The 22348-nt window shown below is 70.0% G+C and carries 20 protein-coding genes; 9 read left to right on the top strand and 11 right to left on the bottom strand.

The features are described 5' to 3' along the window. The first annotated feature begins 11 nt into the window (after window positions 1-11). Both N8A90_RS10090 and N8A90_RS10095 read left to right on the top strand, forming a co-directional pair. A complete protein-coding gene (locus N8A90_RS10090) occupies window positions 12-710 on the top strand; it encodes a C39 family peptidase (RefSeq protein WP_262074720.1) in 699 nt (232 codons plus the stop codon). Beyond that, window positions 710-1219, top strand: coding sequence for a hypothetical protein (locus N8A90_RS10095; RefSeq protein WP_262074721.1), 510 nt, complete (start codon window positions 710-712; stop codon window positions 1217-1219). The genes N8A90_RS10090 and N8A90_RS10095 overlap by 1 nt, the downstream gene beginning before the upstream one ends. A 12-nt stretch (window positions 1220-1231) precedes the next feature. Here the strand turns inward: N8A90_RS10095 and N8A90_RS10100 are convergent, their stop codons facing one another. The 7 genes from N8A90_RS10100 to bglX form a co-directional block, all read right to left on the bottom strand. After that, window positions 1232-2437, bottom strand: coding sequence for an ABC transporter permease (locus N8A90_RS10100; RefSeq protein WP_262074844.1), 1206 nt, complete (start codon window positions 2435-2437; stop codon window positions 1232-1234). After that, window positions 2437-3189 carry an ABC transporter ATP-binding protein gene (locus N8A90_RS10105; protein ID WP_262074722.1) on the bottom strand — a complete coding sequence of 251 codons (753 nt, stop codon included), beginning with the start codon at window positions 3187-3189 and terminating at the stop codon, window positions 2437-2439. The genes N8A90_RS10100 and N8A90_RS10105 overlap by 1 nt, the downstream gene beginning before the upstream one ends. Further along, window positions 3186-4514, bottom strand: coding sequence for an efflux RND transporter periplasmic adaptor subunit (locus tag N8A90_RS10110; protein WP_262074723.1), 1329 nt, complete (start codon window positions 4512-4514; stop codon window positions 3186-3188). The genes N8A90_RS10105 and N8A90_RS10110 overlap by 4 nt, the downstream gene beginning before the upstream one ends. Before the next feature lie 14 nt (window positions 4515-4528). Continuing rightward, the gene (locus N8A90_RS10115) at window positions 4529-5977 is read right to left on the bottom strand and encodes an efflux transporter outer membrane subunit (protein ID WP_262074724.1); all 1449 of its coding nucleotides are present in this window, start codon (window positions 5975-5977) and stop codon (window positions 4529-4531) included. Window positions 5978-6323: 346 nt separating this feature from the next. Next, window positions 6324-6767, bottom strand: coding sequence for a surface-adhesin E family protein (locus tag N8A90_RS10120; protein ID WP_262074725.1), 444 nt, complete (start codon window positions 6765-6767; stop codon window positions 6324-6326). A gap of 17 nt (window positions 6768-6784) precedes the next feature. Then, a complete protein-coding gene (locus N8A90_RS10125; protein ID WP_262074726.1) occupies window positions 6785-8182 on the bottom strand; it encodes a CoA transferase in 1398 nt (465 codons plus the stop codon). A gap of 16 nt (window positions 8183-8198) precedes the next feature. Next, window positions 8199-10484 carry a beta-glucosidase BglX gene (gene bglX / locus N8A90_RS10130; RefSeq protein WP_262074845.1) on the bottom strand — a complete coding sequence of 762 codons (2286 nt, stop codon included), beginning with the start codon at window positions 10482-10484 and terminating at the stop codon, window positions 8199-8201. Between the two features lie 302 nt (window positions 10485-10786). Between bglX and N8A90_RS10135 the strand changes: the two genes are divergently transcribed. Further along, window positions 10787-12472 carry a glucan biosynthesis protein G gene (locus N8A90_RS10135; RefSeq protein WP_262074727.1) on the top strand — a complete coding sequence of 562 codons (1686 nt, stop codon included), beginning with the start codon at window positions 10787-10789 and terminating at the stop codon, window positions 12470-12472. A 69-nt stretch (window positions 12473-12541) separates the two neighbouring features. Continuing rightward, window positions 12542-14053, top strand: coding sequence for an MFS transporter (locus tag N8A90_RS10140; RefSeq protein WP_262074728.1), 1512 nt, complete (start codon window positions 12542-12544; stop codon window positions 14051-14053). Window positions 14054-14098: 45 nt separating this feature from the next. Here N8A90_RS10140 and N8A90_RS10145 read toward each other — a convergent pair whose 3' ends face one another. Together N8A90_RS10145 and N8A90_RS10150 are read right to left on the bottom strand one after the other, a co-directional pair. Next, the gene (locus N8A90_RS10145) at window positions 14099-14737 is read right to left on the bottom strand and encodes a 3-oxoacid CoA-transferase subunit B (RefSeq protein ID WP_262074729.1); all 639 of its coding nucleotides are present in this window, start codon (window positions 14735-14737) and stop codon (window positions 14099-14101) included. Between the two features lies 1 nt (window position 14738). Continuing rightward, window positions 14739-15551, bottom strand: a complete 813-nt coding sequence (locus N8A90_RS10150; RefSeq protein ID WP_262074846.1) for a CoA transferase subunit A — start codon at window positions 15549-15551, stop codon at window positions 14739-14741. Between the two features lie 98 nt (window positions 15552-15649). Between N8A90_RS10150 and N8A90_RS10155 the strand changes: the two genes are divergently transcribed. From N8A90_RS10155 to N8A90_RS10165, 3 genes are all read left to right on the top strand, one after another. Continuing rightward, on the top strand, window positions 15650-16246 hold the full coding sequence (locus N8A90_RS10155; protein WP_262074730.1) for a LuxR C-terminal-related transcriptional regulator: 597 nt from the start codon (window positions 15650-15652) through the stop codon (window positions 16244-16246). Window positions 16247-16395: 149 nt separating this feature from the next. After that, window positions 16396-16626, top strand: coding sequence for a hypothetical protein (locus tag N8A90_RS10160; RefSeq protein ID WP_262074731.1), 231 nt, complete (start codon window positions 16396-16398; stop codon window positions 16624-16626). 103 nt (window positions 16627-16729) lie between these two features. After that, entirely contained in the window at window positions 16730-18322 is a 1593-nt protein-coding gene (locus N8A90_RS10165) for a glucan biosynthesis protein (protein WP_262074732.1), read from the top strand. Window positions 18323-18337: 15 nt separating this feature from the next. On the opposite strand, the gene N8A90_RS25400 is transcribed toward N8A90_RS10165, so the two are convergent. Both N8A90_RS25400 and N8A90_RS10175 read right to left on the bottom strand, forming a co-directional pair. Then, window positions 18338-19888: a sensor domain-containing diguanylate cyclase gene (locus N8A90_RS25400; protein ID WP_316044016.1), complete on the bottom strand. Its 1551-nt coding sequence runs from the start codon at window positions 19886-19888 to the stop codon at window positions 18338-18340. Window positions 19889-19976: 88 nt separating this feature from the next. Then, on the bottom strand, window positions 19977-20450 hold the full coding sequence (locus N8A90_RS10175) for a ribonuclease HI family protein (protein WP_262074733.1): 474 nt from the start codon (window positions 20448-20450) through the stop codon (window positions 19977-19979). Between the two features lie 167 nt (window positions 20451-20617). On the opposite strand from N8A90_RS10175, the gene N8A90_RS10180 reads away from it, so the two are divergent. Further along, window positions 20618-21316, top strand: a complete 699-nt coding sequence (locus N8A90_RS10180) for a LuxR C-terminal-related transcriptional regulator (protein WP_262074734.1) — start codon at window positions 20618-20620, stop codon at window positions 21314-21316. A gap of 69 nt (window positions 21317-21385) precedes the next feature. Beyond that, window positions 21386-22324 carry a VTT domain-containing protein gene (locus tag N8A90_RS10185; protein WP_262074735.1) on the top strand — a complete coding sequence of 313 codons (939 nt, stop codon included), beginning with the start codon at window positions 21386-21388 and terminating at the stop codon, window positions 22322-22324. Window positions 22325-22348: the final 24 nt, after the last annotated feature.

Below are 22348 nucleotides of genomic sequence, written 5' to 3' on the forward strand. Positions count from 1 at the left end.
CGGAGCGCGCCATGCACACCCTTCTGCCGTGGCCCGCCGCCCTGCTCTGCCTGGGCCTGGTACACGCCCCCGTGCATGCGCAGCCGCGCTCCCCGCAGATGACCGAGATCGGCGGCGGCAGCTACACCGTGCCGATCCGCAGCCTGCTGCAGATCAAGCAGGCGGGCACGCTGCTGCAGCAGTACGACTTCAGCTGCGGCTCGGCCGCCGTGGCCACGCTGCTGACGCATCACTACGGCGTGCCGACCGGCGAGCGCGAGGTGTTCGAGCAGATGTATGCCGAGGGCGACCAGGACAAGATCCGGCGCGAGGGCTTCTCGCTGCTCGACATGAAGCGCTTCCTGCAGACGCGCGGCTTCGAGGCCGATGGCTTTCGACAGCCGCTGGAGAAACTGCGCGAGGAAGGCCTGCCGGCCATCGCGCTCATCACCGAGAACGGCTACCACCACTTCGTCGTGGTGAAGGGCCTGGACCGCGGCCGCGTGCTGATCGGCGACCCGGCCAACGGCACGCGCGCCATGCCACGCGCCACCTTCGAAGCACAGTGGAAGCAGAAGCTGCTCTTCGTCGTCCACAACCGGATGGACCTGGCGCGTTTCAACCTTGCCGCCGACTGGCGCGCCGCACCGGCCGCACCGCTCGCCGACGGCGGGTTCCTGCGCGACGCGCTCACCCACACCTTGCCGCGCAACGGCCCGGGGCAGTTCTGATGGTCCGCAAGCTCGCCACAGCCCTCGGCCTGTCGCTCGCCCTGGCCGCCGGCGCCTGCCGGGCCGACGCCCCCCGGGCGCCCGCCGACGCGGCCGTCTGGATGACGGTGGGCGACGCCACGCTGGAGACGATGCGCGGCGGCTTCGACCTGGGCGGCGGCGTGATGGTGTCCTTCGGCATCAGCCGCGTCATCTCGGTCAACGGCGTGCTGATGGCCAGCACCGCCTTCCATGTGCCCGACCTCGGCCGGGTCACGCCGGCGCAGGCCGCGGCCCTCGAGCGCCACGTCGGCAGCGCGAGCCTGGTGCAGGTCGGCAGCGGCAATGTGGCGCCCACGGGCGCCGCCGCGGTGCCGGCGGCGGTGATCGTGCAGAACACCTTGAACGACCAGTCGATCCAGACACGGACCGTGATCGACACCACCACCAACGGCATGAGCCTCGCCAAGGGCCTCAACGCCGGCGCGGCGCTGCAGGATGCGCTGGTGCGGGCCGTTCCGGCGCGCTAGGGAACAGGGCCTTCACTCGTGCCGCAACGCCTCGATGGGGTTGAGTCGCGCGGCCCGCCGGGCCGGGGTGTAGCCGAAGACGATGCCGATCGCCGCCGAAAATGCGAACGCGAGTATGTTGATCTGCACGTCGAAGCTGTACGGCAGCCCCATCAGCGACGACAGCCCGATCGACGCCACCGCCGCCAGGACCAGGCCGACCAGGCCGCCGACGGCGGACAGGACCACCGCCTCGACCATGAACTGCATCAGCACCTCATGGGCCATCGCGCCGATCGCCAGGCGTATCCCGATCTCGCGGGTACGCTCGGTCACGCTGACCAGCATGATGTTCATGATGCCGATGCCGCCGACCAGCAGGCTGACCGCCGCGACGGCGCCGAGCAGCAGTGTGAGGATGCGCGTGGTGCCCGACAGCGTGTCGGAGAGCTGCTTGGTGTCGATGACGCTGAAGTTGTTGTCCTCGCCTTCGCCCAGGTGCCGGCGCTCGCGCATCAGGTGCTCGATGCGGCCCTTGATGACGTCGGTCGCAAAGCCCTGGCGCGCGGAGATCAGGACGGCGCCGATGTCGTTGTTCCCCGTGACGCGCCGCTGCAGCGTGGTGATCGGCACCAGGATGAAATCGTCCTGGTCGTTGCCGGTGGAGCTCTGGCCCTTGGCGTTGAAGAAGCCGATGATCTGGCAGCTGAAGCTCTGCAGACGCAGGTCGCTGCCCAGTGGCCGCTGGTCGCCGAACAGCTCCTTGCGAACACGGTCGCCGACGATGCACACCGACTTGCCGGCGCGCGTCTCCAGGTCGGTGAAGGTGCGGCCGTCGCGCACGGTCCAGTTGCTCACCATCAGGTAGTCTGCGGTCGAGCCCGTGACGCTGGTCTTCCAGTTCCTGGCGCTCGAGATCGCGGTCAGCGATGTGGTGGATATCGGCGCCGCGCGTCCCACCCCCGTGATCTGGGTCGCGATCGCGTCGACGTCGGCCTGCTTGAACTTGGGCGGCGAGGTACTGGTGCCCAGCCCCATGCGCTGGCCGGGCATCACGATGATCAGATTGCTGCCAAGGCTCGAGATCTGCTTGGACACCGAGGCCGTGGCGCCGTTGCCCAGCGTCACCATCGTCACGACCGCGGCCACCCCGATGACGATGCCCAGCATGGTCAGGAGAGAGCGCATCAGGTTGCGCCGGATCTCGCGCAGCGCCAGCACCAGGGTGTTCGCCCACATCATCCGTGCGCTCCTGCCGTCTGGGGCTGGTCCTGCAAGGCTTCGTTGCGGGTGTCGCTGACGAGCCGGCCATCGACGAAGCGCAGGATGCGGTGCGCAAAGGCCGCCATGTCGGGCTCGTGCGTGACCATCACCACCGTGATGCCCCGGCTTTCGTTCAGGCGGACCAGCAGTTGCATGATCTCCTGGCCGCGCTGGCTGTCCAGGTTGCCGGTCGGCTCGTCGGCCAGCAGCACCCGGGGCTCAGTCACGATCGCGCGTGCGATGGCCACACGCTGCTGCTGGCCCCCGGACAACTCGGCGGAGGTGTGGTGCTCCCAGCCGGCCAGGCCCACCTCGGCCAGCGCCGCCCTGGCCTGCTGGGCGCGTGCGGCGGGACGCAGCCCCCGGTAGACCAGCGGCAGCTCGACGTTCTCCTGTGCCGAGGTCCGGCGCAGCAGATTGAAGCCCTGGAAGACGAAGCCGATGTAGCTGCGCCGCAGCATGGCGCACTGGTCCTGGTTCAGCGTCTCGACGGGGGTGCCCCAGAAGCGGTAGCTGCCGGACGTCAGCGTGTCCAGGCAGCCCATGATGTTCATCGCCGTGGACTTGCCGGAGCCGCTGGGCCCCATGATGGCAACGAACTCGCCCTGCTGGATGTCGAGATCCACGTCGCTGAGCGCCTGGAAGCGGTTGCTCCCCTCGCCGTAGGTCTTGGACAGCCGGCGGAAAGAGATGGCCGGCACGGCGTCGGAGCCCTCCAGCGCGTTCACTCGGACGACTCCAGCGTGTCGACGATCAGGCGGTCGCCATCCTTCAGCTCACCCGACAGCACTTTCGTCACTTCGGTCATCTTCCCATCGCTGGCGCCGACCTGCAGCTTGACCGCGACCGCACGGCCGTCGACCAGCTTCCAGGCCGTCTGCTCGCTGCCGCTGACGATGGCGGCGCTCGACTGCGTGGTCTTCGCCTGCCGGGGCATGGTAATCAGCAGGCTGGTGACGCTGCCCTTGGCCGCTTTGCCGGCACGCGTCGGGGTGTAGCGCAAGGCAGCGTTGGGCACCTGCAGCGCACGCTCGCGGCGCAGCGTCACGATGCGGGCATTGGCCGTCATGCCCGGGCGCAGGCTCAGGTCCTTGTTGTCGACCTCGAGCACGGCCTGGTACGTCACGACGTTGTTCGTCGTGTCGGAGCCATAGCGCAGCCGGACGATGCGCGCCGGGTACGAACGCTCCGGGTAGGCATCGACGGTGAACTGCGCCGACTGGCCCTCCTTGACCTGGCCCACGTCGGCCTCGTCGACGTTGACCTCCAGCTTCATCTGGGTCAAGTCCTGTGCGAGCGTGATGAGCGTGGTCACCTGCAAGCTGGCGGCAACGGTCTGGCCCGGCTCGACCGAGCGCTTGAGCACCACGCCGTCGATTGCCGAGCGCAGCGACGCCTTGGACAGGTTGGTCCGGTTCGTGTTCAGCGTGGCCTGCGCCTGGTCGATCGCTGCCGCCGCGTTGGCCTCGTTGGCTTGGGCCTTCTCGACCTCGATCTGCGCGTTCTCCACGTCGCTCCTGGCGGGCACCATGCCGCCGGAGAACTTCCAGGCCTCTTCGTTGCGCCTGAGCTTCGCCTGAGTCTCGCGGGTCGCCGCCTTGTACTGGCGCAAACTCGCGACGGCCATGCGCAGCGCGGCCTCGGACTCTTTCACCTGGTTCTGCAGCTTGCTCGTCTCGAGCACAGCCAGCACCTGGCCGCGGCGCACATTGTCGTTGTCCTCGACCAAGACCTTGTCGATGGTGCCGGAGAGTTCGCTGCCGACGTCGACCTTGGTCAGCGGCTGCAGATTGCCGGTCGCGCTGACCCTGACGACGAGCTCGCCGGTGGCGACGCCCTCCGTCTCGTACTGCGCGCCGGACGTGTCGCCGCGACGCATCCACACGACCAGCAGGGCGGCAGCGACCACGGCCAGCAGTGCGGCCAAGGCCCAGAAGCGCCACGAACGCCAGGAGCGGGCCGGGGTCTTGCCCGCCTTGCCGATGCCCAACTGGGTGGCCACGGCATCGGCGCTCAAGGGCGATTTCTTCGGGTCGACAGTGTCCTGATTCATCGTGGAGCCTTGCATCATCGATCCGTGCCCGATGGCGGGACCTGGGGGGTGGCAGGCGCCTGCACGACCTGCCCGGGCTGCCAGCCGCCACCGGCTGCCTTGTAGAGTGCGATCCAGTACTGCACCCGATTGCGCTGCAGCGTGATGCGCTGGATCTCCGCCGTCAGCGCCAGGCGGCGCGCCTCCTCCAGGGTCAGCAGGCTGACGTTGCCTGCGCGCCAGTTGCTCTCGGTGGCCAGGAAGTAGTTGCGATACTGCCGCTCGGCAGTCGTCGCCTGCTCGGTGCGGCTGGCGGCACCGCCGAGGTTGACCAGTGCCTGCTCGACCTCCTTGACGATCCGACGCACGCCCTGCTGGTAGGACGCGAAGGCCGACAGGTAGGCCGCCTCGGCGCTGCGCACCGAGGCCCGCCGCTGGCCGCCGTCGAAGATCGGCAGCGAGATCGATGGCCCGAACGACCAGCCGATCGCCGGAGCGCCACTGCTGGCCGACAGGCCGCTCACGCCGTTGGCCGACACCCCGATCGCGCCGCTGAGCGACAGGCTGGGGTAGAGCGCGGCCTGCGCGGCACCGATCTCGGCGCTGGCGGCAGCCAGTTCGCGCTCGAGCGAGGCCAGGTCGGGCCGCTGGCGCAGCACGTCGACCGGCACCGAACCGACCGCCAACTGGGCCGGCGCGGGGATGCCCACGGGCGAATCGGTCATCAGCACGCGCAGCGCCGGTTCATCGCGCCCGGTGAGGTAGACCAGCGCCTTGACGAGCACGTCGCACTGCGCCCGTTGGTCGAGCAGCGAACTCTGGGCGCTGGCCAGGCTCGCGCTCGCCAGCGCCTCGTCGGCCGACGCGGTCAGCCCGGCGCGCACCGACGCCAAGGTGGCAAGTTCGGTCTGCGAGTTCGACTTCAGCTCGCGCTCATAGGTATCGGCAAGAAGTCCGCAGGCACGCCATTGCACGTAGGTGTCCGCCACCTCGGCGGCCAGCGAGACGCGCGTGTCGTGCCAGTCGGCGGTCCGCGCCACCACCCGCGCTTCCGAAGCCTCGGCGTTGCGGCGGATCTTGCCGAACAGGTCGATTTCCCAGGAGGCGTCGAACTCGGCGCTGCGCGACGTCAGCAGCTGCCCGGCCGTGCGCGTGCGGCTGGCGTCGGCGGTCGCGGTGAGCGCAGGCACGCCACCGCCGCGCACCGACGAGAGCGTCGCACGGGCCTTCTCGATGCTGGCCCAGGCCACGGTCAGATCGGGGCTGTCGGCCTCGGCCAGCGCCACCAGCTTGCCCACCGTGGGGTCGTCGAACCGGGCCCACCAGCGCAGCATCTCAAGCGTCTGCCCGCCATGCGGCCGCGGCGCCTGCCAAGCCGACGGCGCGTTCGGATGTACCGGGCGGTAGTCCGGCCCCACCGTGGTACAGCCGGCGGCAGCCAGCGCGGAGGCCAGCGCCAAGGCCGCTACGCGGTGCGTAGCCATAGATCCGATCGCGTGGGCTGCTGCTGCGATGCCGAAGTGCGTCCACTGTGGCCGCGGCTCATCCAGGTCGCCATGACACACGGTCGCGCCCCGCTACGCCCCACCGCACGCAGCAGCGAAAGGCCGCTCTGCGTCAAGAAAAGCTGCATGTCGACAGGTATCACCGACGGACTCCGAAAGTTGAGCGACTCTAGGCGCCGTACCCGACAACGCGGCTGATACGCATCAAGGAACCTCCTTCTCCATCGGTGACATGGTTCTTCTCGCCGGCCATCAGGCGCACATGACCGGACCATGGCCGATCGAAGATCGCGGTGAAAAGGTCGGACGCGACCGCGCGGGTCGGCTAGGTGCCGCAGGCCGCGCGCACGATGCGCTGCGTCGGGTTCGGTGCCATGTCCTTGAACAGCATCGGCTTGGGGTCGCCCGTGTAGTCGCTGTGCGTGTGGGCGTCGCCCCGCCAGAGCGGCTGGTCGTAGAAGCGCGCCTGCCGGTAGTGGGCGCGGCGCGTGCGGCAGTCGAAGTGCACTTCCGACTCGTAGGACCGATAGCCCACGCCGTCCCAGTTGCGGCGCGGCGTGGCGCGGCTCACGCGCACGTACATGATGCGGGCGTCGCGCTCGCGCCGGACCGGGACCGGGTCCACCTGCACCGTGTCGGCGGCCGCATCGGCCGGATTACCGGCCACGGTGAACCAGTTGCCCTGCGCCTGAGCCCAGGTCGCAGCGGCCAGCACCACGGCCCCGATCCCTCCCACTTTCGCGCCGGTTCCCAGGCGATGCAGATGCATGGCCATTCGAGCGTGCATCACGGCCATTGCGCAGGATGCGTGCCGGGCGGCATCGACGGCCGGCGCCAGACGGCCGGCGTGCGGGCGAGCTGGGCGCTGTGGCGCAGCGCCTGCAGCTCGCCGAAGCCCGACGCGCTGGTCTCGATGAAGGGCGCGAGGTCGGCGATGCCGGGCCTGGGCACGTCGAGCCCGCCCGGCACGCGGCCCAGGCTGCGCAGCCACTGGCCGGTCTGCGCCAGCGACACCTGCACATGCCAGCTGCCGCCCTCGCGCTGCTGGCGCCACAGGGCGGCGGCGGCCCCGAAGGCGATCAGGTAGCCGGTGGCCTCGTCGAGGATCTGCACCGGCATCGGGCGCGGCTGGCCGTCGCCTTTGGCCTGGCCCTCGGCATGGTTGAAGCCCATGGCCGTCTGCACCAGCGAATCGAACCCGCGCCGCGATGCCCACGGGCCCTGCGTGCCGTAGGCGCTCAGCGAGACGCAGACGATGCCGGGCCGCAGGCGGGCCAGCGCCTCGGGGCCGAAGCCCAGGTCGGCCAGGCCGCCGGGCCGGTAGCCCTGCACGAAGACATGCGCATCGGCGACCAGGCGCTGCAGCGTGGCCTGCCCGTCGTCGCTGCGCAGGTCGACATGGGCCGACAGCTTGCCTCGGCTGGTGTCGGCGATGGCGTCGATGTTGGGCAGCACCGGCGAATTGACCAGCAGCACATCGGCGCCGTAGGCCGCCAGCGCACGGCCGCCAACGGGGCCGGCCAGGATGCGCGTGAGGTCGAGCACCCGCAGGCCGGCGAGCGGTGGCGCGTCGTCGACGAGCGGCGGCAGCGCGCGCGGTGCGGCGTCGCCGATGCGCTCGAGCGTGAGGAGCGGCTGCGCGGCCACCGCGCGGCCTTGGGGCGTCGCGTCCCAGTCGTCGAAGCGGCGCAAGGCCGTGACCACCAGCCCGCGCTCGGCGGCGGCTTGCTCGAAGTCCAGCGCGCGCCAGGCCAGCAGCGCCTGCTCGGCGTCGCTGCGCTGTGCGCCCTCGGGGTCGAGCCCGAGCAAGCGCAAGGCGCCCTCCCGGTGATGGCGGAAGTTGGCGTGGATGCGCACATGGCCGTCGGCGCAGCGGTACAGGCCCGAGAAGACATCCCACGGATCGAGCACCCGGCCGTCGAGGCTGAACCAGCCGGTGCACTCCAGCGCGGCATGACGCATGTCGACCGCGACCGCCTGCCGCGGCGTGCCGCGCGCATGGCCCAGCTCGCAGGCGGCCAGCGCCGCTGCCGCGATGCTGGTCTGCGCGGCAGCGCCGACGGCGAAGGACGACGGCAGCACCGGGTCGGCGCCGGCCAGGTGCGCGAAGGCGAGCGCCTCCGCGGGCAGGCCGGCCTGCTGCCACAGCGGCCGGAGACGGGTCAGCGCGTCGGTGTCGGGCATCGCTCGCCGCCTCCGCTTATTGCAGGTCGAAGCGCTGCTGCTTCACCGCCTGCGAGTCGAGGCCGATCTGCACGTTGAAGGCGCCGGGCTCGGCCACATGCTGCAGCTGCGCGTTGAAGAACTTCAGCTTCGAGTCGTCGATGGTGAAGCGCACCACCTTCTCCTCGCCCGGCTGCAGCGCCACCCTGCGGAAATCCTTGAGCTCCTTCACCGGTCGCACCACCGAGGCGGCGACGTCCTGGATGTAGAGCTGCACGACCGTCTCGCCGGCGCGCTGGCCCAAGTTCTTCACCGTGACGGCCGCCTCGATCTTGCCGTTGCGCACCATCGTCGCGCCCGACAGCACCACATCGGACAGCGCGAAGTCCGTGTAGCTCAGGCCGTAGCCGAAGGGGTACAGCGGGCCGGTGACTTCCTCGAAGTACTGCGAGGTGTAGTTGCCCGGCTTGCCTTCGGTGAAGGGGCGACCCAGGCGCGCATGGTTGTAGTAGGTCGGAATCTGGCCGACCGAGCGCGGGAACGAGATCGGGAGCTTGCCTGACGGGTTGTAGTCGCCGAAGAGCACGTCGGCGATGGCGTGGCCGCCTTCCATGCCGGTGTACCAGGTCTCGAGGATGGCGTCGGCCTCCTGCTGCTCGCGCTGCAGCGCCAGCGGGCGGCCATTCATCAGCACCAGCACCAGCGGCTTGCCGGTGGCCTTGAGCGCGGTGACGAGGTCGCGCTGGCTCTGCGGCAGGTCGAGGCTGGTGCGGCTCGACGACTCGTGCGACATGCCGCGCGCCTCGCCCACGGCGGCGACGATCACGTCCGACTGGCGCGCGGCGGCCACCGCCTCGTCGATCATCGCGGCCGGCGTGCGCTTGTCCTGCGTGACCTCGGGCGTGTCCCAGTTGAGGAAGTTGAGGTACTTGACGATGCCCTCGTCGTTGGTGATGTTGGCACCGCGCGCATACAGCACGCGGCCCTGCGTGCCGACGGCCGCGTTCAGCCCGGTGCGCAGCGTGACGGCGTTCTTGGAATTGCCTGCCGCCGACCAGCTGCCCAGCATGTCGATGGGCGCGTCGGCCAGCGGGCCGACCAGCGCGATGGTCTTCGACTTCGCGAGCGGCAGCGTTTGCCCGCGGTTCTCCAGCAGCACCATCGACTTGCGCGCCACCTCGCGTGCGGCGGCACGGTGCAGGCGGCTCTCGGCGTCGAGGTCCGGGGGATCGTCCTTGGCCACGCCGATGCGCAGGTACGGGTTGTGGAACAGGCCCATGTCGTACTTGGCGCCCAGCACCTCGCGCACCGCGCTGTCGATCTCGCGCATGCTCACCTCGCCGGACTTCACCAGCGCCGGCAGCTCCTTCAGGTAGACCGAGTCGGCCATGCTGAGATCGATGCCGTTCTTGATGGCGAGCTTGGCGGCTTCGCGCTCGTCCTTGGCCACGCCGTGGCGCATGAGCTCGACGATGGCGCCGTGGTCGCTCACGGCCACGCCCTTGAAGCCCCAGTCCTTGCGCAGCAGGTCCTGCATGAGCCAGGTGTTCGACGTGGCCGGCACGCCGTTGATGGAGTTCAGCGCGACCATCACGCCGCCGGCACCGGCATCGATGGCGGCGCGGTACGGCGGCAGGTACTCGTTGTACATGCGCATCGGGCTCATGTCGACGGTGTTGTAGTCGCGCCCGCCCTCGACCGCCCCATACAGCGCGAAGTGCTTGACGCTGGCCATGATGTGGTCGGCCGGCACCGGCAGCGTGCCCTGGAAACCCTGGACCGTCGCCTTGGCGATCTCGGACACCAGGTATGGGTCTTCGCCGAAGCCTTCGGAGGTGCGGCCCCAGCGCGGGTCGCGCGAGATGTCGACCATCGGCGCGAAGGTCATGTCGACGGAATCGCCCGCGGCTTCCTTCGCGGCGGTGCGGGCCATCAGCCTGACCGCGTCCATGTCCCAGCTCGACGCCAGGCCCAGGCCGATCGGAAAGGTGGTGCGGTGGCCGTGGATGACGTCGTAGGCGAAGAACATCGGGATCTTCAGCCGGCCCTTCATGGCCGCGTCCTGCAGCAGGCGGTTGTGCGGGCGGTTCACCGAATTGAAGGTGCCGCCGACGCGGCCCGCGGTGATCTCCTGCGCCAGCTGCGCGATCGGCATCTCGGGGCCGATGCTGATGAGGCGAAGCTGGCCGATCTTCTCGTCGAGGGTCATCTTCCCGACGATGTCCGCGATGAACGTGCCCTTGTTGGCCAGCGCCGAGGGATCGTGCTGGGCGAAGGCCAGCGGACTGGCCAGGCCGGCCACCAAGGCCAGCAGATACGACATCTTCATTCAGTCTCTTTCTCGGAGGATGGGTGCGAAGCCGGTCTTTGCCGACAGGCCCGCACATTTGGCGATGCTAAGCTAAGCCCATGTCGACAAGCCGCCGTTCCACCCGCCCCGCCAGCGCGCGGCAGGGCGATGGCTTCTGACTTGCGAATGCGCGTTCGCGAGTGTCGTGGCCACGAGCGCCCGCCCCTGTCGGGATTCGTCGCATGGCCGCGCAGTCGTTCAGACATGCACGAGGCCGCCGCGACCGACCGCGTGATCCTCTCCCCTTCTCCCAGCTGCCTTCCGGAATCCAGCCCATGATCTCGACCGCTCGCCGCAAAAAGACATCCTCGATCACCCTGCTCTGCACGGGCGTCGTCGCCTCCCTGCTGTGCGCCGCCCAGGCGCATGCCTTCTCGCTCGACGACGTGACGGCGCGTGCGCGGGCGCTGATGGAAAAGCCCTATGTGGCGCCGGTGAGCAACCTGCCGCCGGTCTTCAGCGGCATGCAGTTCGCCGACTACCAGAAGATGCAGCCGCGCACCGACCGCTTCGAGTGGCGCGACCAGCCCACGCCCTTCCGGCTGAACTTCTACCACCAGGGCATGCAGTTCAACGCCCCGGTGCGCATCAACGAGATCGCCGGCGACGCGGTGCAGGAGATCAAGTACGACCCCGAGCGCTTCGACTTCGGCAACCTCAGCTTCGACAAGGACGCCACCCGCACGCTCGGCTACGCGGGCTTTCGCGTGCTGTACCCGATCAACCAGGAGGGCAAGGACGACGAGATCATGAGCTTCCTGGGCGCGAGCTACTTCCGCGTCATCGGCAAGGGCCAGGTCTACGGACTGTCGAGCCGCGGGCTGGCGATCGACACCGCGCCGCCCGGCGGCGAGGAGTTCCCGAACTTCCGCGAGTTCTGGGTGCAGCGCCCGGCCGCCGGCGAGAAGCAGCTGATCATCTACGCCCTGCTCGACTCCCCGCGCGCCACCGGGGCCTACCAGTTCATCCTGCAGCCCGGCGGCAAGGACGCGGTGGTCGACGTGCAGGCCAACGTGTTCGTGCGCGGCGACATCCAGTCGCTGGGCGTCGCGCCGCTCACCAGCATGTTCCTCTATGGACCGAACCAGCAGTCGGACCTCAAGCGCAGCTTCCGCCCCGCCATCCACGACTCAAACGGCCTGGCCATCCACACCGGCGCCAACGAGTGGCTGTGGCGCCCGCTGAACAACCCCAAGACGCTGGCGATCAGCACCTTCAGCGTCGACAACCCGAAGGGCTTCGGCCTGCTGCAGCGCGGCCGCGAGTTCTCGCGCTTCGAGGACCTGCGCGACCGCTACGACCTGCGGCCCAGCGCCTGGATCGAGCCGCAGGGCAACTGGGGCAAGGGCAAGGTCACGCTGATGGAGATCCCGACGCCCGACGAGACCAACGACAACATCGTCGCCTACTGGACGCCCGATGCGCCGACGCAGCGCGGCCAGATGCTGCAGTTCGCCTACCGCATGCACTGGACCACCGACGAGCCGGCGCTGCACGGCCAGGACAACGCCTGGGTGCGCCAGACCTTCCACACCGACGGCGAGCAGCTGCAGGCCAACCTGATCCGCGCGCTCGACGGCAGCGCCGCCTTCCTGATCGACTTCGAGGGGCCGGTGCTGGCCAAGCTGCCGCCCGATGCGCCGGTGAGCGCGCTGGTGAGCGTGGGCGACAACGCCGAGCTGCTGGAGAACTCGGTGCAGCGCAACCCGGCCATCAAGGGTGTGCGCGTGCAGCTGCGCGTGAAGGTGAAGAACCCGGCGCTGCCGGTGGAAATGCGCGCGGCGCTCGTGCAGGGCGACAGGACGCTGAGCGAAACCTGGAGCTATCAGTTGCCGCCGAGCCCGCCGCCTGCACCGGCTGTACCACCGGCGCCGTCGGCCACCCCCGCCACACCGGCCACCAAGCCGGCCCTGATCCCCGCGGCGGCCCCTCGGGCCGCTGCGCACGGCACCAGAGGCTGAGCGCCGCACGGGGGCGGCCGCTTCTCTGTAGCATTCCCGCTTCACAGAGACAGGCCCTCGCGGCACCGCATGCGCTCCACCCCCCGAACCACCAGCCGGCCGCTGGTCATCGCATCGATCATGGCGTCCATGGCCATGGTGGCGATCGAAGCCACCATCGTCGCCACCGTCATGCCGCAGATCGCCACGTCGCTGGGCGGCCTGCACCTCTACAGCTGGGTCTTCGCGTCCTTCCTGCTGGCGCAGACGGCCATGACGGTGGTCTTCGGCAAGCTGTCCGACCTGTACGGCCGCAAGCCGGTGATGCTGGTGGGCATCGCGATCTTCCTGGTGGGCTCGGTGCTGGCGGGCTTCGCCTGGTCGATGCCCGCGATGATCGCCTTCCGCCTGATCCAGGGCGTGGGTGCCGGCGCCATCCAGCCGGTGGCGCTGACCATCGTCGGCGACCTGTACCCGGTGCGTGAGCGCGGCAAGGTGCAGGGCTATCTGGCGAGCGTGTGGGCGGTGTCGGCCGTGCTCGGGCCGATGCTCGGCGCGCTGATCGTGCAGAAGCTCTCCTGGGCCTGGATCTTCTGGGTCAACCTCCCGATCGGCCTGCTGGCCGCCGCCGGCTTCTGGTTCTTCCTGCGCGAGGCCCCCTCGGTGCGCCGCAGCTCGATCGACCTGATCGGCGCCCTGCTCTTCACCGTCGGCATCGCCGCGCTGATGATCGCGCTCACGGAGTTCGGCATCGGCAACACCGGCCCGGCAACGGCCTGGGCGCTCGGCTTCGTGGTCGCGGCCGTGCTCTTCGTCGTGCAGGAACGGCGCGCCCACGACCCGATGATTTCGTTCCGCCTGTGGGGCGCGCGGGTCATCGCGACCGTCAACGGCGCGTCGATGCTGGTGGGCATGTCGCTCATCGGCATCACGACCTTCCTGCCGATGTACGTCCTGGTGGTGCTCGAGCGCTCGTCGGTCGTGGCCGGGCTGGCGCTCACGATGGTGATGCTCGGCTGGCCACTGGGCGCCACCCTGGCCTCCCGCACCTTCCAGCGCTTCGGCCTGTGGCGCGTGGTGTTCGCGGGGGCGGCCCTGATCCCGCTGGGTGCGCTGGCCTTCGCGCTGCTGCGGCCCGGCAGCTCGCCGGTGCTGGCCGGCGTGGGCTCCTTCGTCATCGGCCTGGGCTTCGGCCTGCTGAGCCTGGGCTCGCTGATCCTCATCCAGGAATCGGTCGAGCTGTCGCAACGGGGCATCGCGACCGCGTCGAACATCTTCTCGCGCAACCTCGGCAGCGCGCTGGGCGCCACCTTCTTCGGCGCCATCTTCAATGTCGGGCTGAGCCGCGCGAACGGCGGCGCGCTGATCTCGGAATCGCAGCTGCGTCAGTTGCTGGAGGGCACGCACGACGGCCCGGCGGCGAGCGTGAGCGACGTCGCCATCCGCGCAGCGCTGGCCGGCTCGCTGCAGTTCACCTTCCTGGTCATGCTGGCCGTCACGCTGGGCATCGTGGTGCTGGCCTTCGTGCTGCCCAGGCAGGGGCTGGGCAGTCGCGCCGGCGAGGCGCCGACGCAAGAGGCGCTGCCGCAGAACCTGCATTGAGGGCAGGCTCGGCGGTTCAGCGCCTCTGGTGCTCGCGCCCGCAGATCAGCGGATCAGCGGCACACCCGTCTTGGCCTGCAGCGCGTCGAAGCTGACGCCTTCGGCCAGCTCGATCACCTTCAGGCCCTCGGGCGTCACGTCCATCACCGCGAGGTCGGTGATGATGCGGTCGACCACCCCCACGCCGGTCAGGGGCAGCGTGCACTGCTCGAGGATCTTCAGGTCCTCGGTGCCGTCCTTCTTCTTGGCGACGTGCTCCATCAGCACGATCACGCGCTTCACGCCGGCCACCAGGTCCATGGCGCCGCCCATGCCCTTGACCATCTTGCCGGGGATCATCCAGTTGGCGAGGTCGCCCTTGGCGCTCACCTGCATGGCGCCGAGGATCGACAGGTTGATCTTGCCGCCGCGGATCATCGCGAAGCTGTCGTGGCTGCCGAAGATGGCCGATCCGGGCAGGGTCGTCACCGTCTGCTTGCCGGCGTTGATCAGGTCGGCGTCCACTGCGTCGTCGGTCGGGAAGGGGCCGATGCCCAGCATGCCGTTCTCGCTCTGCAGCCAGACCTCCTTGTCGCCGGTGTGGTTCGCCACCAGCGTCGGGATGCCGATGCCCAGGTTCACATAGAAGCCGTCTTCGAGTTCGCGGGCCGCGCGCGCGGCCATCTGGTCTTGGGTCCAGGGCATGTCAGGCTCCCTCTTTCTTGTTGGCGGGGACTTTGGGGACGGGCACCTCGTCGATCACCGCGGCCTGCGCGATCACGGCCTGCGCCTCGACCTTCGCGGCCTCGACGTCCACCGGCGCGGCGGCGCTCACGGTGCGCTTCTCGATGCGCTTCTCGGGGTTGGCGTTGAGCACGATGCGGTGCACGTAGATGCCCGGCAGGTGGATGTCGTCGGGGGCCAGCTCGCCCAGCTCGACGATCCGCTCGACCTCGACGATGCAGACCTTGCCGGCCATCGCCGCAGCCGGGTTGAAGTTGCGCGCCGTCAGGCGGAAGCGCAGGTTGCCCGACGTGTCGGCCACGTCGGCCTTCACCAGCGCCACGTCGGGCACCAGCGAACGCTCCATCACGTAGGTCTCGCCGTCGAAATCGCGCAGCTCCTTGCCCTCGGCCACCTGCGTGCCCACACCGGTCTTGGTGAAGAAGGCCGGGATGCCGGCGCCGCCGGCGCGCAGCTTCTCGGCCAGCGTGCCCTGCGGCGTGAATTCGAGTTCGAGTTCGCCGGCCAGGTACTGCCGCTCGAACTCCTTGTTCTCGCCGACGTAGCTGGCGACCATCTTCTTGATCTGCCGCGTCTCGAGCAGCTTGCCGAGACCGAAGCCGTCGACGCCCGCGTTGTTCGAGACCACCGTCAGGTTCTGCACGTTGCTGTCCTTGAGCGCATCGATCAGCGCCTCCGGAATGCCGCAAAGGCCGAAGCCGCCGACGGCGAGCATCTGGTTGTCGGCGACGACGCCGGCCAGCGCCTCCTTGGCGGAGGCATAGATCTTGTTCACCATGGGTCGTGATCCTCGCGGGGTGAGTGTGGATAGGGATGAGAAAACGGAAACTGCTTGGCGACGATACTACGTACCCGCATACGTAGTATTTCGTAATGGAGACACCCGAGAGCGCCACGGCAGCCACCACCGCCATCGACTACCGGCTGGCCTTCGAGCATGCGCCGGTGGGCATGGTGCTCTCGCGCAACCGCACGATGGTCGACTGCAACGAACGGCTCTGCCAGATGTTCGGTGCCGGCCGCGAGATGCTGGTGGGCCAGTCCTTCCGGGTGCTGTACCCGAGCGTCGCCGAATTCGAGCGCATCGGCAAGCGCATGGTGCCGATCCTCAATGCCAGCGGCCGCTACGCCGACAATCGCATGATGCGGCGGCTGGGCGGCCTGCACGGCGCCTTCGCCGGCGAAACCTTCTGGTGCCATGTGACCGGCCATGCGCTGAACCGCGCGGCCCCGCACGAGGCCGGCATCTGGACCTTCGAGGACCTCGGCTCGCGCCGGTCGACCAAGGCCGCGCTGACGCCGCGCGAGCGCGAGGTGGCCGCGCAGGTGATGCAGGGCCTGACCTCCAAGGAGATCGGCCGGGTGCTCGGCATCAGCCACCGGACGGTCGAACTGCACCGCGCCCGGCTGATGCGCAAGTACGCCGCGGCCACCACGGCCGAGCTGGTGCAGAAGCTGATGGCGGGCTGATCCGCAGCCCTCACGGGCGACACGACGCAATGAGACACCGATTCCGGTCATAGTTGGCATCGTCCGACACCTGCATACGCCATGTAGCCAATGGTTCGGGGCTTGCGTTGCCGATAGATTGGCATCGTCCCGTTTCTTCAGGCCACGCCATGCTCACCACCGCCCAGAAAGCCGACATCCTCCGCAAGAGCGGGCTCGACATTCCTGCCTGCCCCGAGGCAGCGCGCGAATGGACGAGCCGGGTCGACGCCCTGTTCGTCGACTACGTCGCTGCCCGGGCGGCCAAGAGCCTGCGCGATGCCGAGGAAGTGCGGCAGCTCGATCTGCTGCGCCGCATGTCGCACCGCTCCTGGCGCAGCGCGGCGGCCGAATTCGCCTGAATCCGACCGTCTCCGATGGCGTCCAGCGAAAGAACGCCCTGACGCCAGACGTCCGGCCTCCACCTACATCGCCCGCACGGCATCTTCGGCAGCATGGGCGCCCATGCTGGACCGACGCACCTTTCTCGCGGCCGGCAGCGCCGCCGCGGCGCTCGCCGCCCTGGGGCCTACCGATACCGCCTTCGCTGCGACCGGCCTGAAGCTGGGCCGCCCCGGGCCGTTTTCCTTCGAGCGCCTCGCCGCGCAGGCCGAATCGCTGGCCGGGCGCCCCTTCGTCGCCGCGCCGGCGCTGCCGGCCGGCGTGCTCGACCGCATCGACTACGAGGCGCACGGGAAGATCAGGTTCGACACCGGCAGCGCCCTCTTCCGCGACGGTCCCGGCGCTTTCCCGGTCACCTTCTTCCACCTCGGGCGCTTCTTCCCGACCCCGGTGCACATGCACCTGATCGAAACCGCGGCCGGCGACGGCTTCGAGCGCGAGATCCTCTACGACCCCGGCTACTTCGACATGCCGGCCGACAGCCCGGCACGGCAGCTGCCCCCGGGGGCCGGCTTTGCGGGTTTCCGCTTCCAGGAAAGCCGACGGGGCGACGCCAGCGCGCCGGACTGGCGAAAGAACGACTGGGTCGCCTTCCTCGGCGCCTCCTACTTCCGCGCGATCGGTGCGCTCTACCAGTACGGCCTGTCGGCCCGCGGCATCGCGGTGGACGTGGCGGTGCCGGGCCAGGCCGAGGAGTTCCCGGCCTTCACCCACTTCTACTTCGAGCCGCCGACGGACGGCAGCGACAGCGTCACGGTCTTCGCCTTGCTCGAAGGCCCCAGCATCGCCGGCGCCTACCGCTTCGAGATGCGACGCACCCAGGCCGTCGTGATGGACGTCGACTGCCGGCTGTTCCTGCGCCGCGACGTGGCGCGGCTGGGCATCGCGCCCCTGACCTCGATGTACTGGTACTCGGAAACGCGCCCCACCGCCACCGACTGGCGCCCGGAGGTGCACGATTCCGACGGCCTCGCCCTGTGGCGCGGCAACGGCGAGCGCGTCTGGCGCCCGCTCAACAACCCGGCGCAGACCACCGCGTCGGCCTTCGCCGATACGCAGCCGCGCGGCTTCGGCCTGCTCCAGCGCGACCGCGTCTTCGACCATTACCTGGACGGCGTGCACTACGAGCAGCGGCCCAGCCTGTGGGTCGAGCCGTTGGGCGACTGGGGCGAAGGCGCGGTGCAACTCATCGAGATCCCGACGGACGACGAGATCCACGACAACGTGGTCGCCTGCTGGGTGCCCCAGGCGCCGGCGACCGCCGGTGCGCGCTACGCCCTGCGCTACCGGTTGCACTGGACCGGCGCCGAGCCCCACCCCGCGCCGCTGGCACGCTGCGTGGCCACCCGCACCGGCCGCGGCGGGCAGCCGGGCAAGCCGCGGCCGGCCGGCGTGCGCAAGTTCATGGTGGAATTCATCGGCGCCCCGCTCGCCGCGTTGCCCTTCGGCACGCGGCCCGAACTCGTGCTGACCGCGACGCGCGGCACCTTCTCGTACACCTTCGCCGAACCCGTGCCCAACGGCGTGCCGGGGCACTGGCGGGCGCAGTTCGACCATGCCGCCACGGGTGACGAGCCGGTCGAGATGCGGCTCTTCCTGCGCCACGGCACCCAGGCGCTGTCGGAGACCTGGCTCCACCAGTACCGGCCGTCCTAGCGCGGCACGGGTCACTCAGACGCTGCGCATGCGGCGCCGTTTCTTCTCGGCCAGCATCCGCTTGTCGGCGCGGTCGAGCAGCACGTCCAGTTCGGAGTCGCCACCGATCGCCACGCCGATGCTGCAGCCGACGCCGTTCCCCAGGGCTGCGACCGCCGCGACGATGCGTTCGGCGGCGTGGGAGCTCACGCTGGCGATCTTGTCGGCCGGCGCGCACAGGCAGGCGGCGAACTCGTCGCCGCCGATGCGCCCGATCACGTCGCTGCCGCGAAGGCTCTTGAGCAGCACCTCGGCCACGCCTTTGAGCACGCGGTCGCCGGCCTCGTGGCCGTACCGGTCGTTGACCTCCTTGAAGCCGTCGAGGTCGATGTAGAGCAGCGCGACGCGGTCGTCGTGGCCGCCGAGCCGCGCGGTGTCGATCACGGCCGCAGCGTCCTGCATGAAAAGCGCGCGGCCGCGCAGACCCGTGAGCGCATCGCGCCGGGCCGCATCGAGCGCGGCGATCGTGCGGCCCACGCTCTTGCGGGCGGAGGTCAGCGCCGTCGCCAGCTGATCGATCTCGCTCACGGCGCTGGACGTGTGGACGGTGTCGCCCCCTTCGCGCACCGCATCGATGACGGCGCGGATGCGCTTGCGCAGCACATGCGCGACGTAGAGCGCGCACGCGATGCCGAGGGCGGCGCAGCCGAGCCCGCCCAGCAGGACGCTGTTGAGCGCGGAGCGGACCTCCCGATCGATCGCCGACGACGAGCGGCCGACCACCACCTTCCAGCCGAACACCGGAACGTCCGCGATGCGGGTGATCATCTCGACGCCCTCCTTGGTCTGCGACCGGAACGAGGTCAGGCCGCGATCGAGGGCGTCGGTCAGCGACGGCGTGCTCGGCTGGCCGACGAAGCGCTGCGAATCCTGCGAGCGGGACACGATCCGGCGCTGACCATCGAGCACGACGGCGGCCCAGCCGGGCGGCCATTCGGCCTCGTTCAGCCGCCCCGTGATCGCGGTGCTTTTCACGAAGGCGGTGATCGCATAGAGACTGTCACCGCCCACCTTCATCGGCACCGTCAGCGCCACGAGCCCTTGCCGGCTGGGTTCGTCGAGGAAGACCGGCGAGATCTCGGACTCGCCGCGCGCGAAAACACGCGGCGTCTCCTGGCTGGCGCGCACGGGCGGCAGGTCCTTGCCGAAGGGTTCGTCGGTGCGCAGCAGTTGCCGGCCGTTCCTGTCGGCCAGGCGGAACGCCGCGATGCGGGGGTCGGCCGCCACGACACGCCGGGCGAACTCGTGGAGCGTGGAGAGGTCGCCATTGATCACGATGTCCAACTGCGCGAGCGTACGAAGCTCCAGCTCGACGCTCCTGAGCTCCTGCTGGATGGCGATGGCGGATGCAGCCGCACGGCGCCCGAGCGCCTCCTGCCCCTGCACCTGTCGCTCCGCCACCCGGCTGCGGAACGCGAAGACCGCATAGGTGAGCATCGGCAGCGTCGCGAGCAGGCTCACGAGCAGCAGCCAGGCGAACAGGTTGAATCGCAGCAGTCCGGGGCCCTTGGGGGGAATGACTTTCATCGCGCGGGCAGAACCTCTATGGGCATCGGGAAAACCGCTCGAGGATAGCCGGGAAGGTGAAGGCGGCCGGAGTCTGCCGCCGCAGTGTTCAGCGCTTGCGTCGGGCCGACCCCGGCTTGCGGGCCGGCTTGGGCGCCAGCCCCAGCGCTGCACGGGCCAGCGCGTCGGCCTCGGCGTTGCGGTGTCGTGGCACCCAGTGAACGCTGCTGCGCGCGAAGCTCGAAAGCAAGGCCCGGGCCTCGTCGAACAGCGGCGCGAGGCGCGCCACCGGCGGCCCGTCTCCCGCGCCCCGGAGCTGCTCGACCAGGATGCTGCTGTCGCTGTAGAGACGGGCCGCCGTCGCGCCCTGCGCGCTCAGCCGGTGCAGCGCCGCCATGCATGCCCGCAGCTCGGCCTCGTTGTTGCAGCCGCGCTCGGGGGCCGCTTCCGACAGCGCCTGACGGCTGCCGTCCGGCGCGACGAGCACCGCCCCCAGCCCCATGCGCCCCGGGTTGGGCTGCGCACTGCCGTCGCAATGCACCACCCAGCACGGAAGATCGTCGGAGACATCGGTTGGCAGCATGGCTTCGACGCTACCACCGAAACCGGGCGGCCCGGCTCGCGCAAGGCCGGCGTCACGCATCGATGGCTGCTTTGTTTCACCTGACATCTGGGCGGGGGTGCTTCGACACGGGACACCAGCATGGCCTCACGACACTGGCGGCTCCCCCAACGCTCCGGAGAACGCCCATGCCACATCCCGCCGACCGACTTCAGGTGCTCGTGATGCACGACGAGCCGCTGGTGGCCATCGGTCTTGCCACCGCGCTGCGCCAGCAGCCCGACTTCGAGGTTTCGGTGCACGGCATCGACGCCGACCCGGCCTCTGCCGACATCGTCATCGCCGACTACGACGGCGGCGTCGCCTGGGCACTGCAGGCGCGCAAGCACGCGCATCCGCTGTGCCGGGTGATGGTCGTCACCACCATCGACCGCGAACGCGAGGTGCGCGCCGCCCTCGAGGCCGGCGTGCACGGCTACCTGCTGCTGGGCTGCCAGCTGCAGGAACTGACCGACGGCATCCGGTCCGTGGCGCGTGGCGCGCGGGCGCTCTGCGCGGCGGTCAGCCATCGCCTGGCCGACAGCCTGATCCACGAGGCGCTCACGCCGCGCGAGCTCGACGTGCTGCAGCTCATCGCCGAAGGCCGCGGCAACAAGGCCATCGCCAGCGGGCTCGACATCGCCGTGGGCACCGTGAAGACGCACGTCAAGGCCATCCTCGGCAAGCTCGATGCGCGCAGCCGCACCGAAGCGGCCGCGGTCGCGTCGCGGCGCGGGCTGATTGCGATCGAGCGCGAGGTGCAGCGCCCGGCCGCGGCGGTGCCGTCGCCATTCATGCGTCCTGCGCTGCGCTTCCCCGGCTACACGGCCGCGGCCCACGCCGCCTGATCCGCCGTTGCACGCCACGGCGCGCCGGGGCCGCCAGCGGCGCCGAGGCGAAACGGGTAGATTGCCCGCATGCAAGAACTGTTGTCCCTGGCCACCGAGCGCGGCGTCGCGGTGGTCTTCTTCGCCACGCTCGCGGCGCGGCTGGGTGCGCCGATCCCCGCGTCGGCGGTGCTGGTGGTGGCGGGCGGGCTGGCCGCCATGGGGCAGATCTCCCTCTGGTCCACGGTGCTGGGCGCGCTGCTGGGCAACCTGCTGGGCGACGCCGCCTGGTTCTACGCCGGACGCCGCTTCGGCCACCGCATGATGCGGCTGCTGTGCAAGGTGTCGCTGTCGCCGGACACCTGCGTGCGGCAGAGCGAATCGCTCATCACGCGCTGGGGGGGTGCCTCGCTGATCGCGGCCAAGTTCGTGCCGGGCGTGTCGGTGGTCGCGCCGCCGATGGCCGGCGCGCTGCACATGTCGACGGCACGCTTCGTCGGTTTCGACACCCTGGCCGCGGCCATCTGGTCGGCCGCCTTCCTGGTTCCGGGCTGGATCTTCAGCACGCAGATCCAGGCGGTGCTCGACGCCATGGCCGACGCCGGCGCGGCGGCCCTGCTGGTGCTGCTGGTGGCGGTGGCCGCGGGGATCGGCCTGCGCTACTGGCGGCGGCGCGCGATGCTGCTGGCCATCGACATCCCGCGCGTCACGGTCGACGAACTGCACGCGCTGATGGCCTCGGAGGCACCGCCGGTGGTGATCGACGTGCGCTCGCCGGCCGGCGCCGAACTCGAACCCCGCCGCATCCCGGGCGCCCTGGTGCTGCACCTGCAGGACATGAAGAAGAACCGCGGCATTCCCGAGCTGCCCCATGACCGCCACGTCGTCCTCTACTGCAACTGCCCCAACGAGGTGACCGCCGCCATGGCGGCGCGGCTGCTCGCGGCGCAGGGCGTGACGCAGGCACGGCCGCTGGCCGGCGGCCTGGACGCCTGGCTCGCCTCGGGCCACCCGACCGAGATCGGCTGAAGCGCGGCGCATTGTTGGCGGCAG

The organism is Variovorax sp. N23 (assembly GCF_025486315.1).
Taxonomy (GTDB): domain Bacteria; phylum Pseudomonadota; class Gammaproteobacteria; order Burkholderiales; family Burkholderiaceae_C; genus Variovorax.

Coding starts and splice junctions, on each gene's coding strand:
- N8A90_RS10180 (WP_262074734.1), top strand. CDS start 20,618: ATGCCACATCCCGCCGACCGACTTCAGGTGCTCGTGATGCACGACGAG.
- N8A90_RS10160 (WP_262074731.1), top strand. CDS start 16,396: ATGCTCACCACCGCCCAGAAAGCCGACATCCTCCGCAAGAGCGGGCTC.
- N8A90_RS10140 (WP_262074728.1), top strand. CDS start 12,542: ATGCGCTCCACCCCCCGAACCACCAGCCGGCCGCTGGTCATCGCATCG.
- bglX (WP_262074845.1), bottom strand. CDS start 10,484: ATGTCGTATCTGCTGGCCTTGGTGGCCGGCCTGGCCAGTCCGCTGGCC.
- N8A90_RS10125 (WP_262074726.1), bottom strand. CDS start 8,182: ATGCCCGACACCGACGCGCTGACCCGTCTCCGGCCGCTGTGGCAGCAG.
- N8A90_RS25400 (WP_316044016.1), bottom strand. CDS start 19,888: ATGAAAGTCATTCCCCCCAAGGGCCCCGGACTGCTGCGATTCAACCTG.
- N8A90_RS10110 (WP_262074723.1), bottom strand. CDS start 4,514: ATGAATCAGGACACTGTCGACCCGAAGAAATCGCCCTTGAGCGCCGAT.
- N8A90_RS10120 (WP_262074725.1), bottom strand. CDS start 6,767: ATGCATCTGCATCGCCTGGGAACCGGCGCGAAAGTGGGAGGGATCGGG.
- N8A90_RS10095 (WP_262074721.1), top strand. CDS start 710: ATGGTCCGCAAGCTCGCCACAGCCCTCGGCCTGTCGCTCGCCCTGGCC.
- N8A90_RS10175 (WP_262074733.1), bottom strand. CDS start 20,450: ATGCTGCCAACCGATGTCTCCGACGATCTTCCGTGCTGGGTGGTGCAT.
- N8A90_RS10100 (WP_262074844.1), bottom strand. CDS start 2,437: ATGTGGGCGAACACCCTGGTGCTGGCGCTGCGCGAGATCCGGCGCAAC.
- N8A90_RS10145 (WP_262074729.1), bottom strand. CDS start 14,737: ATGCCCTGGACCCAAGACCAGATGGCCGCGCGCGCGGCCCGCGAACTC.
- N8A90_RS10090 (WP_262074720.1), top strand. CDS start 12: ATGCACACCCTTCTGCCGTGGCCCGCCGCCCTGCTCTGCCTGGGCCTG.
- N8A90_RS10115 (WP_262074724.1), bottom strand. CDS start 5,977: ATGGCTACGCACCGCGTAGCGGCCTTGGCGCTGGCCTCCGCGCTGGCT.
- N8A90_RS10155 (WP_262074730.1), top strand. CDS start 15,650: ATGGAGACACCCGAGAGCGCCACGGCAGCCACCACCGCCATCGACTAC.
- N8A90_RS10165 (WP_262074732.1), top strand. CDS start 16,730: ATGCTGGACCGACGCACCTTTCTCGCGGCCGGCAGCGCCGCCGCGGCG.
- N8A90_RS10185 (WP_262074735.1), top strand. CDS start 21,386: ATGCAAGAACTGTTGTCCCTGGCCACCGAGCGCGGCGTCGCGGTGGTC.
- N8A90_RS10135 (WP_262074727.1), top strand. CDS start 10,787: ATGATCTCGACCGCTCGCCGCAAAAAGACATCCTCGATCACCCTGCTC.